This window comes from Gelidibacter maritimus (assembly GCF_014062315.1).
Taxonomy (GTDB): domain Bacteria; phylum Bacteroidota; class Bacteroidia; order Flavobacteriales; family Flavobacteriaceae; genus Gelidibacter; species Gelidibacter maritimus.
On sequence record NZ_JACGLT010000003.1, the window covers coordinates 409,168 to 428,797 of the forward strand.

Annotated in this window: 12 protein-coding genes; 8 read left to right on the top strand and 4 right to left on the bottom strand. The window is 38.7% G+C overall.

Features of this window, described 5'->3' with window-relative positions:
* Positions 1-63 precede the first annotated feature (63 nt).
* The 5 genes from H3Z82_RS06190 to H3Z82_RS06210 all read left to right on the top strand — a co-directional run bounded on the left by H3Z82_RS06190 (position 64) and on the right by H3Z82_RS06210 (position 8,403).
* Positions 64-2,562, top strand: coding sequence for a DUF5686 and carboxypeptidase-like regulatory domain-containing protein (locus H3Z82_RS06190; protein ID WP_182203715.1), 2,499 nt, complete (start codon positions 64-66; stop codon positions 2,560-2,562).
* Between the two features lie 419 nt (positions 2,563-2,981).
* Entirely contained in the window at positions 2,982-3,509 is a 528-nt protein-coding gene (locus H3Z82_RS06195; RefSeq protein WP_182203716.1) for an inorganic diphosphatase, read from the top strand.
* 118 nt (positions 3,510-3,627) lie between these two features.
* On the top strand, positions 3,628-6,012 hold the full coding sequence (locus tag H3Z82_RS06200) for a sodium-translocating pyrophosphatase (protein ID WP_182203717.1): 2,385 nt from the start codon (positions 3,628-3,630) through the stop codon (positions 6,010-6,012).
* A gap of 86 nt (positions 6,013-6,098) precedes the next feature.
* On the top strand, positions 6,099-7,364 hold the full coding sequence (locus H3Z82_RS06205; RefSeq protein WP_182203720.1) for an MgtC/SapB family protein: 1,266 nt from the start codon (positions 6,099-6,101) through the stop codon (positions 7,362-7,364).
* 1 nt (position 7,365) lies between these two features.
* Positions 7,366-8,403, top strand: a complete 1,038-nt coding sequence (locus H3Z82_RS06210; RefSeq protein ID WP_182203722.1) for an App1 family protein — start codon at positions 7,366-7,368, stop codon at positions 8,401-8,403.
* A gap of 271 nt (positions 8,404-8,674) precedes the next feature.
* Here H3Z82_RS06210 and ppk1 read toward each other — a convergent pair whose 3' ends face one another.
* From ppk1 to H3Z82_RS06225, 3 genes are all read right to left on the bottom strand, one after another.
* Positions 8,675-10,741, bottom strand: a complete 2,067-nt coding sequence (gene ppk1 / locus H3Z82_RS06215; protein WP_182203724.1) for a polyphosphate kinase 1 — start codon at positions 10,739-10,741, stop codon at positions 8,675-8,677.
* Positions 10,742-10,949: 208 nt separating this feature from the next.
* Positions 10,950-11,564, bottom strand: coding sequence for a deoxynucleoside kinase (locus H3Z82_RS06220; RefSeq protein WP_182203727.1), 615 nt, complete (start codon positions 11,562-11,564; stop codon positions 10,950-10,952).
* A gap of 3 nt (positions 11,565-11,567) precedes the next feature.
* A complete protein-coding gene (locus H3Z82_RS06225; protein ID WP_182203729.1) occupies positions 11,568-12,347 on the bottom strand; it encodes a hypothetical protein in 780 nt (259 codons plus the stop codon).
* A gap of 222 nt (positions 12,348-12,569) precedes the next feature.
* On the opposite strand from H3Z82_RS06225, the gene H3Z82_RS06230 reads away from it, so the two are divergent.
* The 3 genes from H3Z82_RS06230 (at position 12,570) to H3Z82_RS06240 (ending at position 17,862) form a co-directional block, all read left to right on the top strand.
* Entirely contained in the window at positions 12,570-13,445 is an 876-nt protein-coding gene (locus H3Z82_RS06230; RefSeq protein ID WP_182203731.1) for a GLPGLI family protein, read from the top strand.
* Between the two features lie 43 nt (positions 13,446-13,488).
* Positions 13,489-16,245 carry a TonB-dependent receptor gene (locus H3Z82_RS06235; protein ID WP_182203733.1) on the top strand — a complete coding sequence of 919 codons (2,757 nt, stop codon included), beginning with the start codon at positions 13,489-13,491 and terminating at the stop codon, positions 16,243-16,245.
* A 69-nt stretch (positions 16,246-16,314) separates the two neighbouring features.
* Positions 16,315-17,862, top strand: a complete 1,548-nt coding sequence (locus H3Z82_RS06240; RefSeq protein WP_182203735.1) for a M20/M25/M40 family metallo-hydrolase — start codon at positions 16,315-16,317, stop codon at positions 17,860-17,862.
* A 144-nt stretch (positions 17,863-18,006) separates the two neighbouring features.
* Here H3Z82_RS06240 and H3Z82_RS06245 read toward each other — a convergent pair whose 3' ends face one another.
* Positions 18,007-19,551: an IS1182 family transposase gene (locus tag H3Z82_RS06245; protein WP_182203050.1), complete on the bottom strand. Its 1,545-nt coding sequence runs from the start codon at positions 19,549-19,551 to the stop codon at positions 18,007-18,009.
* Positions 19,552-19,630: the final 79 nt, after the last annotated feature.

The window sequence follows — 19,630 nt, forward strand, 5'->3', positions numbered from 1 at the left end:
TAGTTATCGGAAGTGCGTTATCATAACTTCATTGGCACTAGTGTTGATGAAGTTTTTTGTCTTATGAACCTAAATCTAAGCGTCCTACTTTTTTTCTTCGGAATGTGTTTTGCATTTGCTCAAACCAAGGTCAGTGGTTATGTGTTTGATGAAAACAACGTTTCTGTAGCCTATGCCAATGTCCTTTTCAAGGGCTCGACAGAGGGCACAATTACTAATGAGGATGGTCGTTTCTACTTGGAATCTACCAACACCTATGACACCCTTATTATTTCCTTTATCGGCTATGAAACTTTGGAGATTTCACTGGCCAAAAAAGTCAACTACGATCTGAAATTTATCTTAAAGGAAGATTCTGGTCAATTGGACGAGGTTTATATTGTCACAGGAAAACAATCCAAAAAGGAAAGTGAAAACCCCGCCATTGCCATCTTAAAAAAAATCTGGGAACGTAAACGCCAAAATGGATTACGGCAATTTAAGCAGTATGAGTATGATAAATACGAAAAAGTAGAATTTGACATAAATACCATTGACAGTGCTTTAATTAAAAGCAAGTTGTTTAGAGGGATGGAGTTTGTTTTTGATCAAGTTGATACCAGTAAGGTGACCGGAAAGACCTATCTGCCCATCTTTATCAATGAAGCACGAAGCAAGGTGTTTGGTGATAATTTGAAAAACAAAGAAAAAGAAGATCTAAAAGGGAATAAAAATTCAGGGTTTAGCAATAATCAAATCATTATCGATTTTGTGGACGATCTTTATTCTGATTTTGATATTTATGAGAACTACCTTAAGTTTTTTGATAAGAGCTTCGTGAGCCCCTTGTCAAAAACTGGCATCAACACCTACAATTATGTGCTGTCTGACAGCACATTTATTGATAACAAATGGTGTTATAATATTGTTTATTATCCACGGCGTAAAAACGAATTGACATTTAAAGGTGATTTTTGGGTCAATGACACCACCTTTGCCATCAAGGAAATTAATTTACAGGCTTCAAAAAGCGCTAATATCAACTGGGTTAAGGAAATTTATATTGAACAGGATTTTGAAGTTGTCAATGATTCTGTTTTCTTGATTAAACGCGACTATTTTATGTCAGATTTCGCCTTTAATAAAAAGGAGAAATCGCGAGGTATCTATGGGAAGCGGACTACACTATATGACAATTATAAGTTTGACATCCCCAAGGAGGATAAGTTTTATAGTAAAGAGGTGTACAACTATAATCAGGATGTTTATAATAGAGATGATGCATTCTGGGACAAAAACCGGATGGAATCTTTAAGTCAGGATGAAAAGGGGGTTTATAAAATGTTGGACACCCTTAAAACGGTAAAAAAGTTTAAGCGTTTATATAATTTAGGAAGTATTCTGGCCTCGGGCTATGTTGAGTTTACAGATATCAATTTTGATTACGGCCCTATTTTTTCCACCTTTGGTTTCAATGAAGTTGAGGGGGTGCGTGTGAGAACGGGTGGTAGAACTTATTTTGGCCCTAATGACCTGTGGCGTTTGGAAGGTTTTTTAGCTTACGGATTTAAGGATGATAAATTTAAATATGGTATATCAGGAAAATGGCTAATTGATAAAAGAAACCGTTTTATTATCTCGGCTGGTCATCGGCGCGATGTTGAACAAATAGGGGTTAACCTAACCGCATCTACAGATGTTCTCGGTAGAAGCTTGGCATCATCTTCACTCTTTGGGACAAGTACCAACGATAAATTAACCAGTGTTAATTTTACCACCGTGGCCATGGAGCTCGAGCCAGTTAGAAACTTGGTCTTTAGACTAAGTGGGACCTATAAAACATTGGAATCAGCTTCAGATACCTTTAGTTTGGATTATTATACAGATTCTTCGCAAACAACTACGGAGTCTGAGATTGTACAATATGAAAACGCCTTTTCTGTATCTTATTTCCCGGGTCGAAAAATGACCGGGTTTGGGGTAGAACGGCGGATTTCCAACGATGGTTTTCCAAGTCTGTTCGCACAGGTCACTCGTGGCGATAGATCCATCCTTAACAGCGATTTTGATTATACAAAAGTTCAGTTTTCTTATATTCAACCTTGGCATATTGGGGCTTATGGCAGATTGACAAGTACCATTGAAGCAGGTAAAACTTTCGGTGAAGTGCCTTTAGGCCTTTTGGATGTCGTTCCTGGTAACCAATCTTACTTCTCTATTTACAATACCTTCTCGCAATTGGATTATTATGAATTTGTAACCGATACCTACACATCCTTGCATTTGGAACACAATTTTAACGGTCGCTTTTTCTCAAGGATTCCTTTCTTAAGGAAACTAAATCTCCGTGAAATTATTGGCATTAGAGGCGTCTGGGGAGAGGTGTCACAAGCTAACATAGACTTGAACGCTTCAGGATTAAACTATCTCGCGCCTACTGATAAAATTTATTATGAATATAGTGTCGGGGTGGGCAATATCTTTAAAGTTTTCCGGATTGATTTTAACTTTAGGGGCAACTATCTTGACAATCCTGAGGCTCGTGATTTTGGAGTAACGGGTAGTTTTGGGTTTAATTTTTGAGAACACGTCGAGAACAGTAATCAGAACTCAACAATTGTTTATGGTCCTCTCTACACCACTCTGTAATCATTAGTTTTTAAAGATTTTAAAGCTTCATCCATTGATTTTTTTTTTGGATTTTTAAGTCTTTTCATCATTCTATTCCCAACAGAAGGTTTTAATACCCCGAGACAGGTCTCTATCAGAAAAATAATTATTCGAAAACATGTTCTGATTGCAAATCCAAAATAACAATTTCCATTATCCTCATAAATCAATAAAATTTTGCTTGGTTTTCTGCATAATATCGTTCAAAAATGAAAATTAGCCACATATTCAATTGCGCATAACAAACACTTCCGTATCTTTGCACGCCGAAAAAATCGAAGGACAATTAACATAAGCCGCTAACAAAAAGGCTATTAAAATAAATAAACACCATGAGTGCCAAAGGAAAAAAGACATTTGATGTATTGATTGAAATACCAAAAGGGAGCCGTAATAAATTTGAATATGACTTCGCATTAAAGAAAATTCGCTTTGATCGGTTGTTGTTTTCTTCAATGATGTATCCTGCCGACTATGGTTTCATCCCAGAAACTTTGGCTTTGGATGGCGATCCGTTGGACGTTTTGGTCTTGGGTACTGAACCAACCTTTCCAATGTGCGTTATGGAAGTAAAACCTATTGGTGTTTTCCACATGGCCGACGAAATGGGAAAAGATGAAAAAATCATCTGTGTGCCAGTTTCTGATCCTATTTGGAATACACTTAACGATTTGTCCGATGTCAATCAGCATCAAATAAAGGAAATAGAGCATTTCTTTCAAGTGTACAAGGATTTAGAAAAGAAAAAAGTTGATGTTGGAGGATGGGGTACTGCAGAAGTGGCCTATGATATTGTCAATAAATGTGTTGACCGCTACGAAACGAGTGAGCACAAAACCAATGGAAACTTCACCATTTAATACATTTTACAACCTATAAAAACCAAGAACCTCTTATAAAGTATAAGGGGTTTTTTATTTCTCTTTGATTTTATTACTTTAGCAACCGTTTAAAAACCAATCAATATAATATTATAATATGGAATCACTGATGATTTATATGCCAATTGCGATGGCAGCCCTAGGGTTAATTTACATGCTTATTAAGCAGTCATGGGTCTTGAAACAGAATGCAGGAGACGGGAGAATGAAAGAAATTTCAGACTATATCTATGAAGGCTCGCTCGCATTCTTAAATGCAGAATATCGTTTATTATCTATTTTTGTTGTCGTGGTGAGTATTTTGCTCGCCATTGTTTCTTTTGTGGTACCAACAACCCATTGGCTAATTGTCATTGCTTTTATTTTTGGGGCTGTGTTTTCAGCATTTGCTGGAAATATTGGGATGAAAATTGCTACTAAAACTAACGTGAGAACAACTCAAGCCGCTAAAACAAGTTTGCCAAATGCCCTAAAGGTATCTTTTGGTGGTGGTACGGTCATGGGATTAGGCGTGGCTGGCTTAGCCGTTTTAGGTTTGACAGCATTTTTTATCTTCTTCTTTTGGTTCTTTATGGACAGCAGTTGGACCAACACGATGGATATGACCATTGTTTTGGAAACATTGGCTGGATTCTCACTTGGCGCTGAATGTATCGCATTATTTGCGCGTGTTGGTGGTGGAATATATACCAAGGCTGCCGACGTAGGTGCCGATTTGGTTGGTAAAGTTGAAGCTGGTATCCCAGAGGATGATCCGCGTAACCCAGCAACTATTGCGGACAACGTGGGCGATAACGTGGGTGACGTTGCAGGAATGGGGGCCGATTTATTTGGATCATATGTGGCCACGGTTTTGGCCGCTATGGTTTTAGGTAACTATGTTATTAAAGATATGGGCGGTGTCATTACAGATGCGTTTGGCGGTATTGGTCCTATCTTATTGCCGATGGCCATTGCGGGCGTCGGAATTATCATCTCGGTTATTGGAACCATGTTGGTGAAAATTAAAAGTAATGATGCCAAAGAACCTCAAGTGATGGGGGCACTAAACCTCGGTAACTGGGTTGCTATTGCGTTAGTTGCGCTTTCCTGCTATGGCTTGGTGATTTGGATGTTGCCAGATACTATGAAAATGGATTTCTTTGGTGAAGGCCTTCAAGATATCTCGTCAATGCGAGTCTTCTATGCTACTTTGGTTGGATTGTTTGTAGGCGCCATGATTTCGTCAATTACTGAATTTTATACAGGATTGGGTAAAAAGCCAATTCTAAAAATCGTACAACAATCAAGTACTGGTGCAGGAACCAATATTATTGCAGGTTTGGCCACAGGAATGATTTCTACATTCCCATCTATTTTGTTGTTTGCCGGTGCGATATGGGCCTCATATGCCTTTGCAGGATTCTACGGAGTGGCTCTCGCGGCTTCGGCCATGATGGCAACTACAGGGATGCAATTGGCAATTGATGCTTTTGGACCTATTGCCGATAATGCCGGTGGTATTGCTGAAATGAGTGAACAAGAGCCTATTGTAAGAGAACGTACAGATATTTTGGATGCGGTTGGAAATACGACGGCAGCAACAGGAAAAGGATTTGCTATTGCTTCAGCAGCATTGACCTCTTTGGCGTTATTTGCAGCGTATGTTACCTTTACTGGGATTGATGGTATTAATATATTTAAAGCCCCTGTCTTAGCAATGTTATTTGTTGGTGGTATGGTGCCCGTAGTATTTTCTGCTCTAGCCATGAACGCTGTTGGTAAAGCGGCTATGCAGATGGTTGAAGAGGTGCGCCGTCAGTTTAGAGAAATTCCTGGAATCATGGAAGGGACTGCAAAACCGCAATACGATAAATGTGTGGCTATCTCAACTGATGCATCTCTAAGAGAAATGATGCTTCCAGGATTATTGACTATTGGGTTCCCATTACTTATTGCTTTTGTACCGATGATTTTCGGAATGAACAACTTAGCAATTGCTGAAATGTTGGGTGGATATATGGCTGGTGTTACCGTAAGTGGTGTGCTTTGGGCTGTTTTCCAAAATAATGCTGGTGGCGCTTGGGACAATGCCAAAAAATCTTTTGAAGCTGGTGTATTAATCAACGGAGAAATGACGTACAAAGGTTCGGAGGCGCATATGGCAGCCGTTACCGGAGATACCGTCGGTGATCCATTTAAAGACACCTCTGGGCCATCCATGAACATCTTGATTAAGTTGACGTGTTTGATCGGTTTGGTCATTGCGCCAATCCTGGGCGGACATACGATTGAAACAACGGGCATAACTGCAAATAATATTGAAGTGACTGAAAACGTTTCTAATACTATGGAAGTGGAAATTTCCACAGATGGAGAGCAGGCTCAAGCTGTTGTTATGAGAACCTTTACAGAAAACGGCGAGCTCAAAGAAGATAGAACGGTTTTGGAAGGAACTCCAAAGGAAGTGAAAACAGCCATTGAAAATTTGAAAGTAAAATAGGACAATTAATATTTCTGTAATAAATTTCTTAAGAAAGGCTATATCTCCATGATGTAGCTTTTTCTTTTTTTATTAACTTAGTCCTTATGAATTATGAGGATCTCACCACATTAGGAATCGCATTTGGACTTGGCCTTCTGGTCGGGATGCAGCGTGAGAAACACAATAAAGATCAAATTGCTGGAGTCAGAACCTTTACGCTTATCTCTGTTTTGGGTGTGGTGGCTGGTTTTTTGACACGGTTATATGAAAATCCCTATGTGTTACCACTTACTGGATTGGCAATGGCTGCAATGCTCATCACAGCCAACATCATGAAACTTAAAAAACAGGACAATCCAACCTTGGGTCAGACCACTGAAATGGCAGCTCTATTGATGTTTGCCATTGGTGCCTACTTGGTGGTAGGAGATCGGGTGGTAGGTGTGATCATGGGTGCTGCCATTGCTATTTTGCTCTATGTCAAAGACCATCTCCATAGGTTTATAGGCGACTTGGAAGATAATGATGTCTCAGCCATTATGATATTAGCGGGCATCAGTTTAATTATTCTGCCAATCTTACCCGATGAAACCTTTGGGCCATTGAACGTTTTGAATCTTCGAAATATTTGGCTCATGGTAACGCTAATCGTCGGAATTAGCGTTATTGGGTATTTCATTTATAAATTTATTGGCAAGAAATATGGAATTTTATCCAACGGAATTTTGGGTGGAATTATCAGCAGCACAGCAACAACCGTCAGCTACGCCAGATTTACCAAAAACGGTAAAAACATTCACAAGGCTTCAGCATTTGTTATTTTTGCGGCGGCAACTGTATCTTTGGTCCGGGTAATGATTGAAATAGGCGCTGTTATCCCAGCGCAACTTTCTAAAGTAGTATTACCGATTGTAGCTTTATTTATATTGATGATCGGTTTATCCGTGGTCCTCTTTTACCTTATAAATAAAGAAAGTACCTCTGATGATATGCCTAAACCTAAAAACCCTGCGCAACTTACCAGTGCCTTAATGTTTGGAGCCATTTATGCCTTCATTCTTTTGGCAGTCGCATTTACAGAACAGGAATTAGGTAACAGTGGCTTGTACGTAGCTGCGTTTATAGGTGGCTTGGCAAATAAGGATGCCATTACCCTTTCGCTCTCCCAAAGTATTGGAAACGGACTGGAAACCAACTTTGGATGGCGCTTAATTGTGGTGGCTTGCTTATCTAATTTTTTGTTCAAGATTGTACTTTGTGCTATTTTAGGAACAAAGGTATTGACCAAATGGATGGCACTTTTTTTTGGAGCGGCTATTGGTGGCGGTTTATTAATATTATGGCTTTGGCCTGAAACTTGGCATGTTTAATATGGGATTATTCAAAAAAGACCCTTTGCAGGTCATTGTATTTCAAAGTTATGGCACTTCATCACACTTGTATGTAAGAGGACGGGCTCTTGAGGACGAATCTATTGATTTGGAAGGTAAGCATCCCATTAAGTTGTTGATCAATGCCTATAAACGCTTCGAATCTGATGAGATAAGACACGCCAGGTTGCTTTTGAAATTACCTGACGGACGGATTTTTGAAACAGTGACCGATGATGAAGGCTATTTTCTTTTGGATGAAAAGGTTGACGGGTTAGACCTTTTGGCCAATGAAGAAGGCTGGGTGTCATTTGAAGTGGCATACAAGGATTTTACATCCAAGCGTATCATTCAGTTGGAAAATCGATTTCCTGGAGAAATGTTGATTCCTGGTTTGAGCCAGGGACAGGACTCCAAAGACGTTTCATTTGGAGTGGCGAGTGATATTGATGATACCATTTTACACACAGGATTGGTGTCGACATTGAAGTGGCGGGTCATTTACAATACGTTTTTGAAACGCGCCTCAAAACGCTCTCCGTTGGAAGGGGCTGCGGAATTTTATCATCTTTTGCATCGAGGCAAAACTGGCGATGAGGCAAATCCCATCTTTTATGTCAGCCATAGTCCGTGGAATATGTATCGCTACTTGGAATTTTTCTTAAAGAAGAACAATTTCCCAAAAGGTCCAATTCTCCTACGTGATTTCGGAAACTTTCTCAATCGGAAGAAAAACAAAGAAAAGCCTCGGAAGCAGCAGGAAATATTGAACATCTTAAAAACGTATCCGGAACTAAAACTCATTTTAATTGGCGATAGTGGAGAACACGATGCTGACATCTATTTGGAAATAGCAGAGCTTCATCCAGACCGGATTTTAGCCATTTATCTAAGAAGCGTAAAACACAAAAAGAAAATGCTACGGGTAAAGAGCTTATACCAAAATTATAAAACTACGCCCGTACTTTTAGTGGATAGTAGCAAGCAAGCTATGGAACATGCACGGGAGAATGGATTTATTAGTGAAACCTTATTTTGACAAGTACCAAGTGCGCCGACAAAATAGTTGGTTGAACTAATCCCGCTTTTTAGCGGGATTTTGATATTAGGAAACACCTAAAAGACTTCCATTGATCTGCCGAAAGAGGAAAACCTGTCAGGTCTGAATGAATTTCATTGCCATTCACACGAGCGGGTCGGAAGGGCGACGAGGTTCTTGATTACATTAGACAGCAGTCGGAACTCTGCTGAAAGTTGTCTAATGAGATCAGTGAGTATCATAAAAAAATCAGAGTCATCTGCGTTCCAATCTACGATTTCATATTCTTGAAATAATCATAAATAGCATATTGCGACCGTACCTCTGGTTTCTTGCCCACCTTGGCGTATTCATTTTTTTGATCGGCATCAATAATTCGAGCCTTCACATTATCCGCCATTTCAATATCAATCACATCTCTAATAATTTTAAAGTTATCAGGATCTAAAACAGGTGTGACCACTTCAATACGATGGGTTAGATTACGTGTCATCCAATCGGCCGATCCGATATACATTTTTTCGTCACCGCCATTTCCAAAAATATAGATACGACCGTGCTCTAAAAACCGATCTAAGATACTGGTAACTTTTATGTTTTTACTTTGACCTTTAATGCCAGGAACCAGGCGGCACATGCCCCTAACCAATAATTTAATTTTAACACCTTTATTACTGGCTTCATAAAGTAATTTAATCATTTTTTTATCCTCAAGACTGTTCATCTTCAAGATCATATAGGCTTCTTTTCCTGCTTGTGCCAAATGAATTTCTCTTTCTACTAAACTCACAAATTTATTGCGCATGGTAAATGGAGAAATCAATAGTTTTTTTGCTTTTGGTACGATAAATATGCCTTCCAGGACCAGAAACAATTTATTGAGATCATCAGTAATCTTTTTATTGTTGGTCATCAATCCAAAATCAGTATAAAGGGTCGCTGTGTTTTCATTAAAATTACCAGTCCCAATATAGCAGTACGGCTTAATTACTTCGTCAACTTGACGTTCAATATATATGATTTTGGAATGCACCTTAATTCCAGGGTAACTATAGATGACTTGCGCTCCATTCTTTCTAAAAATATCGCCCCATTTCAAATTGTTCTGCTCGTCAAAGCGGGCCTTGACCTCAATAAAAACTATGACTTTCTTTCCATTTTTGGCAGCTCTGGCAATGGCATCATTTAATCGCGATTCTTCCGCAACCCGATAAAGTGTCATTTTTATAGTGGTTACTTCTGGGTCATCGGCAGCGTCTTCCAAGAGTTTGATAACGGGTTCGAAAGATTGATACGGGTAATGCATCAATTGATCTTTGGTGTCAATAGCTTCAAACATGGAATTGAATTTTGAAGTCACCGGGTGATCAAGTGGCGGTAACTCTTCAAAATAAAGGTCCTTATTTGTTGGATTGGGGAAACTAAAAAAATCTTTAAAATTATGATAGCTACCTCCTAAAACAATATCAACATTAGTGATGTCCAAGGCCTTTTTTAAAATATTTTGAAGACTTGCTGGCATACGGCCATCAATCAGGACCCGTGTGGCTTGACCTGTTTCGCGCATGGGTAAGGATGCTTTGATTTTCTCCATGAGGTTCCCAGAAAACTCATCTTCAATATAAAGTTCAGCATCACGAGAAATTTTTATCGCATAATAGGATAAATCGAGTTCTGGTTGTGTTCTGTAGAGATTATATTTTATGATATCATCTATAAATGTGATGTAATAATCGCCGTTTTCCGAAGAAGATGTCTTGTCTTCTGAAGGATTGGGAAAGACGAAAAAACGAGGCTCATCCTTGGGTATTTTAACTACCTGAAACTTATCTTCAGAGAGGGATGCGGTAATATAAGAGCTTTCATTCTCAACAAAAACAGAATCATTGGTGGAAAAGACCGAGCTTCCAAAATCAATTTTAGATTTCAACGTGGATTCAAAATACTCTTCAGCAACTATTTTTTGTGCTTCTGAAAAGTCCTTGTATTTTATTAAGTGTATACCTTCCTTCTTTAAATCTGGAATAATTTCGTTTTGAAAAATATTTCCAAACTCTTTTTGAAGCAAATCGACCTGAACCTTGATTTCGGCCAATACACGATTGGGTTTACTGACCAATTTTTTACGCAGCGCTTTGTCCAAATCCTTAACCTGTCTGATGTCTGACACCCGGACCCTAAAAAACTCATCTAAATTTGATGAAAATATCGCCATAAACTTAATACGTTCATAGAGGGGATTTCTTTTGTCTGCAACCTCCTGCAAAACACGATGATTAAAGCGTAACCAAGAAAGGTCACGATGGTAGTATTTGGAATTATATAATGGTAAGGCCATAAAAAATCAGCAATAGTCTATCTTTTTTTCTAAAGGTCCAATTACTTTATTTCCAAATGGATGCTAATGCCCCGAGATTTGCCTCGATTGGAAACATAATGTTCTATTCATACCCCGTGGGCTAGCCGCGAAGGTTCTTTATTGATACCTTTAAGCGTGGAAAATTACACTTTTAATCCCGAAAAATTGTTAGAAAAATGATAAGGTCTTAAAATAACCCATGAATTTCTGCATCAATCCTAGTGATAATGCTTCCTAAATCTTCAGGATTTGAAACAAAATCTAAATGATCAACGTCAATAATAAGGAGTTTTCCTTTGTTATAACCATGGATCCAAGCCTCATAACGCTCGTTTAATCGGCTTAAATAATCGATGCTGATGGTGTTTTCATACTCTCTTCCACGGCTGTGGATTTGCTTGACCAAATTAGGAATGGAGCTGCGTAGATAGATTAAGAGGTCTGGACCTTGAACAAAAGATTCCATCAATTCAAAAAGGGCGCGATAATTCTCGAAATCCCTGTTGGTCATTAGCCCCATCGCATGAAGATTGGGTGCGAAAATATGGGAATCTTCATAAATCGTACGGTCCTGAATGATGTCCTTTCCACTTTCGCGGATCTGTAAAACCTGACGAAAGCGACTGTTCAAGAAATAAACCTGTAGATTAAAACTCCAACGTTCCATCTGATTGTAAAAATCATCCAAATACGGATTGTCGACAACATCCTCCAATTGGGGTTCCCATCTGTAATGTTTGGCTAATAATTTTGTGAGCGTGGTTTTCCCAGCACCAATATTTCCGGCGATTGCGACATGCATATTTTATATGAATTTTAGTTGGAACTGATGAAGCGTTTCATCGCTGTAAATATACAAGCTTTCATTGGTTACTAAAAACTGTTTTATTAACAATTCAGGGAGGTGAATGGGGATGAGCTGGGACGTCTTTTTAGATAAAAAATATAATTTCTGATCTTTTAGAATAATTAAATTGCCATTGTCTTCGTCGATCTGAATGAAACCATCATTTTTTATTTTAGCAATCGTACTTCCAAAATAATTATAGATGTACAAAAACTTTTCAGTCAGCAGCCAACTATAGTTGTAATTACTGGTAAGGTCCAAAACTTCTGATTCTACGGGCATGGTGGTGGCCCTTGTTTTGTTGGTTTTATAATCAAAAAGCTCTAAGTGTTGCGTGTCCTGATTGAAAATCCAAATGGTATTATCTGATCCTGTAGAAATATGGGTAATGTTTTTATAGGGTTGGATGGCACTGAAATTGACTCTATAGATATCAGAAAGTCGATTATCCAATATTAAAACGGTATTGAATTTCTTATAAAATAAATTGATTTTTAAAGGATTGAAGGCATTTGCTGAGGTGATTGCTCCCAATTGCACATTGCTGTAACTGTAGTTCTGGTTATCTTCTTTTTTGTAAAACGTAGTGCCAACGGTATAGAAAAGCGCACCGAAATTATCAATATGTGTAATTTGATCTGCTTTTATGGGAAATGTGCCTACGACTTCAGTAGTGATTCTTTCTTGAGAAAAGAGAGCTATTGAAAATAAGAACGAAATGTAGAGTAGGCTTTTCATTATGGATGGAAATTTACAAAAATCAAACCACAAATTAGCAAATTAACTGTTGTCAAGATCTCTAAAGTACCAAAGCATTAGAATTTACGGACGGCAATATGATTCGTCAAAATGTTTTTTTAAGAAAGTTTTAACGATTATTAATTTAACCTTTTGAGGTTTATAGAGTCAAACTGTAATGATGTTTGTTTTTAAACACATCACCTTAACAAAATTTATCACATGAAATCACTCTCAATTAAAATTATCGGAGGTTTTATCTTTTTATTTTCTGGTGCCTTAATGTCACAAGATTTTCAGGGTAAAGCTTACTATCAATCCAAAACAACAATGGATATGAGCAATTTTGGTAATAACCAAATGAGCGAACAGCAGAAAAAAATGATAGCCGAACGGATGAAAAGTATGCTGGAAAAAACTTTCATTCTCAGCTTTAACAGAACGGAATCCATTTATAAAGAAGAAGAAAAACTGGCTGCTCCCGGTGCAGGTGGTGGAAGATGGGGCGGAATGATGGGCAGTTTTGCTGCAGGAGCACAATATAAAAACGTTAAAGACCAACAATTGATTCAAGATCAGGAGTTTTTTGGAAAACAGTTTTTGATCAAGGACTCCATTCCGCAGCTGGAATGGAAAATGGAAAGCGAATCAAAACAAATTGGGCAATACTTGTGTTTTAAGGCCACTGCTGTTAAAAAAGTTGACGAGATGGACTTTACCAATATGCGACGACGTAATAGAGGAAACCAACAAAATGAGAGTGAAAAATCAAACGATACTACAAAATCTACCAATCTTATGGATGAAATTGAAGTGCCAAAGGAAATTCTTGTTACTGCTTGGTACACACCACAGATACCCGTTAATCAGGGGCCTGGCGAATATTGGGGGCTTCCGGGTTTGATTTTAGAAGTCAATTCAGGCCGTACCACTATTCTGTGTTCAAAAATTGAGATCAACCCCTCCGATAAGACAGAGATTAAAGCACCATCAAAAGGTAAGGTAGTTACCAAAACGGAATACGATGACATCGTCAAGGAGAAAATGGAAGAAATGCAAGAAATGTACGGTGGCAGAGGTCGTGGCTCCCGTCGTTAAAATACAATTACCTAACCTAAACTAATCCATCAAATACATTACAATGAAAAAGTTCATCACGCTTTTGCTACTTTTAGTAGTAGGACATTCCTTTGCTCAAATCAAAGTAGAGGGCGTCGTTAGAGATAGTATCGGCAATCTGCTGGAACTCGCCAACGTTATCGCCATCAATCAAGAAACCAAGGCTTTAGAGTCTTACGGAATTACTAATGATCAGGGTCGATATCAGTTGGCACTAACAAAAAACACAACCTATCTGGTTCAGGTAAGCTATATTGGCATGAAAACCGTGGATGAGGTTATGGCTGTAAAAGAATCGGATCTTGCTAAAGATTTTACCATGCAGGAAGACAATACTTTGGACGAGATTCAACTTACCTATGAAATGCCCATAACTATAAAAGGTGACACCTTGACTTATAATGCCGATTCTTTTAATAAAGGTACAGAGAGAAAGCTTGAAGATGTCCTTAAAAATTTACCAGGCGTTGAAATTAATGTCGATGGACAAATTGAAGTCGAAGGTAAAGTTGTCAATAAACTAATGGTCAATGGTAAAGATTTCTTTGATGGCGATTCAAAATTGGCCACTAAAAACATTCCGTCAAATGCTGTAGATAAAATTCAGGTATTGCGTAATTATTCCGAGGTTGGTCAATTAAGTGGTGTGCAAAATAATCAAGACAATGTTGCAATTAACATTAAACTGAAAGAAGGAAAGGAAAACTTTTGGTTTGGTGATGTAACTGCAGGAGGTGGTGTTGCACCATCACCAAATGATGAGTTGTATTTGGTGCAGCCCAAGCTGTTTTATTACAGTCCTAAATACAGTATTAACATTATTGGCGATATCAATAATATAGGCGAAGTTGCACTTACAGGACGTGATATTAGAAATTTTGGAGGTGGTTTTAGAAGGCCGAGTAGTAGTAGTGGAACCAGTATTAATCTTGGCGATAATAGTTTAGGTGGGTTGACCAATCTTGGCAATGCGCAAGCTATAGAATCGAAATTAGGGGCGCTTAACTTCAGCTATGCACCCAACAAAGCTTTAGATATTAGTGGATTTGTTATTTATAATAGCAATCGATTAAAAACGCGTCAAGAAAGTTTTGTACGCTATACGGATTCAGACTTAGGAATTCCAGATGAAGAAAAAGTAGAGACTGGTCGTGAAGCTACAAATCAAGGATTGGCTAAATTGAGCGCACGTTATAAGCCTAACGTCAATAATCAGTTGGATTATGATATACTTGGTCGCATTTCGAATGACTCTGAAGTCAATAATGTGTTTTCATCCGTCGTTGGAAATACCGATCAACTTGATGAGGCCAAGCCGTTTAGTATCAACCAAAATGTGAATTACTATTACACATTAAATGAAACGAATATTTTTGCTTTTGAAGCGCAACATTTACTTAAGGATGAAGACCCGTTTTACAATGCACGCTTAGTTAATGATCCCACCAACAATGATGATCTGCCTAATGAACGAGATGCATTTGATAACACTGCAGAGAGCCTAGGGTTTAATAGAGATCAATTTGGATATAATCTGAATCAAGAAAGACGCGTTAAATCCAACCAGCTCGACGCCAAGCTCGATTATTATAATATTTTGAACGCTACCAGTAATATCAATTTTACATTAGGAGCCATTTTGAGCAATCAACAATTCAATTCCAATATTTTTCAGTTTTTGGATGATGGATCTTACTTTGATCCTACGGCGAATTTAACCGATGTTGAAGGAAATCTGCTCCGCAATGAAAATGATACGGAATACAATTTTAGTGATATCTATTTGGGGGTGCACTACAGGTTGAAATCTGGTAAATTTACATTTACACCTGGGTTTTCGCTTCATGCCTATGGCAATAAAAACACGCAATTTGGTAAAACCTACGAGGATAATTTCTTCAGGGTTTTGCCTGATTTTGAAACCTTAATTCAATTTAAAAGGAGTGAGAGCTTAACGTTTCGATATAGTATGCAAAACTCATTTACTGATGTGACACGTTTAGCTCAAGGCTTGGTTTTAAACAATTATAATAGTATTCAGTACGGTGAACCGGAATTACAGAATGCTCTATCGCACAATTTGAGTTTGCGTTACTTTAGTTTCAACTTGTTTAATTACACCAATATTTTTGCAATGCTTAACTACAACAAAAATATTGACCAAATCAGATCACTCACGAATTTTGATAATGTGATAAGGACGAGCTCCTATTTTAACTCAAACTTTGCAGACGAAAGTGTCTCGGCATCTGGTCGTATACAACGTACTTATGGTAAATTGAGAGCAAGTATGGGTGTGAATTATAATTACAGCAAAAGCAATCAATTTATACAAAACCGAAGGTCTATAAATGAAAGTTTTTCGCAAAGCTACTCGCCAGAATTAAGAACCAACTTTAAGAAAGCTCCAAATGTAACATTGAGGTATCAGTACAGAATATCCAACAATAACCAAGGTTCCAATAAGACTAAGTTTATAACCAATGCACCATCCATTGAGTTTGATGCATATATATGGAATGCCCTAACCGCAAGAACCAATTACTCCTACACCAAGCAGAGCAGTGATGTGGGGCCGTCAGATTCTTATCAAACATGGAACGCAAGTTTGGCCTATAGAAAAAATAGGGATGCTAAGTGGGAATATGAACTAAAAGCGTCTAACCTATTGAATATAGATTCCAATATCAATAACGGTTCCAATAATATTTCAGTCTACAGTTCAGAGACCTTTGTGCTGCCCCGATTTGTAACTTTTAGAGTGATTTACTCACTTTAATCTTTTTAAAATCATAAATAATATTTGTATTTTCATAAACTTAAATTTCCAATATAAAACAAATTAAATATGAAGAAAATTTTATTCGGTGCGTTTGTAATGTGCTCAATGTTAGTTGTTACTGCACAAGAGAAAGATGCAGTTATTGAAAACATGATTAAGGAGGCCAATGAGAACTCTCAGCTCGAGGCCTTGGGGCATCATATCATGGATGTGATTGGACCACGATTGGTGGGTACACCACAAATGAAAGAAGCTCATGATTGGGCGGTAGCCACTTATGAAAAATGGGGGATTCCTGCAGAAAACCAGCAGTACGGCGAATGGAAAGCCTGGGAGCGTGGCATTACCCATATTGATATGGTGTCACCACGAGTTCAATCTTTGTCTGGTACGCAATTGGCTTGGAGCCCAAGTACGGGACCAAAAGGAGTGACCGCCGAATTGGTGATACTGCCAACGGTGAAAGATTCGTTGGAATTTAAAAATTGGCTTAAAAACGTCAAAGGAAAATTAGTTATGGTTTCTGAATACCAAATTACGGGACGACCAGACTATAATTGGGAAGAATTTGCTACGCCAGAATCTTTTGAAAAAATGAAAAAGGAGCGTGATTCTTTAACTAGAGAGTTTTACTCCAATATAAGACGCACGGGATATACCACTCGTAACATTCATGAAGCTTTGGAGAGTGCTGGAGCCGTGGGTATTGTCTCATCTTATTGGTCGAAAGGTTTTGGGGCCAATAAAATATTTGCTTCCAGAACTAAAAGAATCCCAACAGTGGATATCCAATTGGAAGACTATGGCATGTTGTACCGTTTGGTGGAATATGGAAATAAGCCAAAAATCAAAATTGTTGCCGAATCTAAAGATTTAGGCGTCGCTCCAACCTTTAATACGATCGCCCAAATAAAAGGTAGTGAAAAACCAGACGAGTATGTTGTTCTTTCAGCACATTTTGACTCTTGGGATGGTGGTACAGGAGCCACTGACAACGGTACCGGAACCTTGGTAATGATGGAAGCGATGCGTTTGTTGAAAAAGTTTTATCCTAATCCTAAGCGTACTATTTTGGTAGGCCACTGGGGTAGCGAGGAGCAAGGATTGAATGGGTCGCGTGCTTTTGTTGAAGACCATCCAGAAATGATGGATAAGATCCAAGCTGTATTCAATCAAGATAACGGGACAGGTCGTGTAGTTAATTTATCAGGCGCAGGATATTTACATGCTTATGATTATTTGACGCGTTGGTTACGTGCCGTGCCTAAAGATATTACCAAGCATATTGAAACTAACTTCCCTGGCTCACCAAGTGGCGGTGGTTCTGATAACGCCTCTTTCGTGGCGGCTGGAGCTCCATCATTTAATTTGAGCTCATTGAATTGGTCCTACTGGAATTATACTTGGCATACTAACTTGGACACTTATGATAAAATTGTTTTTGACGATGTAAGAAACAACGCTATCTTGACCGCGATTTTAGCGTATATGGCAAGTGAAGACGATACAAAAGTATCAAGCGAAAAAATTATACTGCCAGTAAGCGAACGCACCGGTAAACAAATGGAATGGCCAACTCAGCGTTCTCCAGAACGTAGAGGTGGGTTGGATTAATTTAGGCCTATATATAAAAAACAAAAGAGGTCGTCTAAAAACTATTTAGGCGACCTTTTATTTTTTTGGTTCTTTTGGTTTCATTATGGATTTGCTCGGATAATTGGGCAATTAGTTCTGGGTTAAAATTGGGCAAAGCGATTCTTACATCGCTAAACTCACTTTTTTAAGGTTATGCGCCATGGCAATGAGGCCTATTTCTGTTTCTACCTTATCAAGGCCCCTTAACATGAACCTTCTGAAGTTCATATTGTGTTTTATGTTACCAAATACTGCCTCCACATCCCAACATCTTTGTTTTCTGTGGGCAATACCTTGTGGACTCAATAATTTTTGTTTCGCTCTTGCCTTAAGCCTGACCAGCTTGTGGTTCCTCTCTACAATACGATTGCTTTTTGATTTATGGCACAGGCTTCTAAGCTGGCAGCCTATACAGTTTTTAGCCTGATATCTGTCTATTTTCTGTTCATATCCGGTAGCTGTTTTTCTCACATAGCTCCCTATATTATCCATCGGCTGCCCCATAGGGCAATAATAGGTATCTGCTTCATCGTTATAGAACAGCTTATCTGCTGCAAAAGGATTTTTGTTCTTGCCACGTTTTTCATCCAACTGTTCCTTGTGGAAGTAATTGTATTTTACAAAAGCCTCAATATCATTGTCTTCGAGGTAGGTGTAGTTTTCATCACTGCCATAGCCTGCATCGGCCGTCAGTCTTTCGGGCGGTTTTCCATAACCTTTTATAAAATCTTCGGTATGCTCGATAAGTGTGGCAGTGTCTGCCGTGGTCTGTGCAAGGGTGTAGTTTGCTATGAACTGGTTGTTGGTGGCTGCCTGTAGATTATAACCTGGTTTGAGCTGGCCATTTAGCATGTGGTCTTCTTTCATCCTCATAAAGGTGGTGTCGGGATCCGTCTTGCTCATGGAGTTGCGCCCGCCTATCTGCGCTTCGTAGCTATTGTATTTGGCAATATTCTTTGGCCAGTTCTTCTTGGCATAATTGAGCTTTTGTTTTACTTTCTTATCAACATCCTTTCCCTGGAGAGCCCGGTTGATCTTATCGATCGTTTGGGATACTTCATTGGGATCTATGGCTTTAAAATTATCAGGCTGGTTGGGCTTTTGTTCTTCCTCTGCATATACGGTCTCTACATAGCGCCATAAATCCTTGAGCTGTTTTTCAATGCGCGTGCGCGAGGTCTTGATGCTCTTTCCCCAAACAAAAGTATAGCGATTGGCATTGGCCTCGATCTTGGTGCCATCAACAAAGATGTCCTTTAAGCTCAGGTAGCCCTGTTCTGCCAGCAGAATGACAACTTGGTTAAAGATCTTTTTGAACTTTCCCTTGAGTTTTCCCGATCGAAAATTACTGATGGTATTATGGTCAGGCTGGATACAGCCGCCGAGCCACATAAAATGGACGTTCTCACCCAAGGCCTGTTCGATCTTACGGGATGAATATAAGTTGCGAAGATAAGCATAGACCAAAATTTTGAGCAGATCCCTGGGATGATAGCTCGAGGTGCCACCGCCTTTATAGGTCCTTTCTATGGAACTGATATCTATTTGATCAAGAATGCTGTTGACGATACGCACGGGATGATGCTCTGGAACAAAATCATTATAACTGGGTGGGAGAAGACTCAATTGTGACTGGCTATTGGTCTTCCATATAACGTTGCTTTTCATAACATTAAGATACGAAAATCAAAGCTTTTTTCTAAATCTAAAGCATAAAAAAAGAGACTGCCTTTTTAGACAGCCTCTT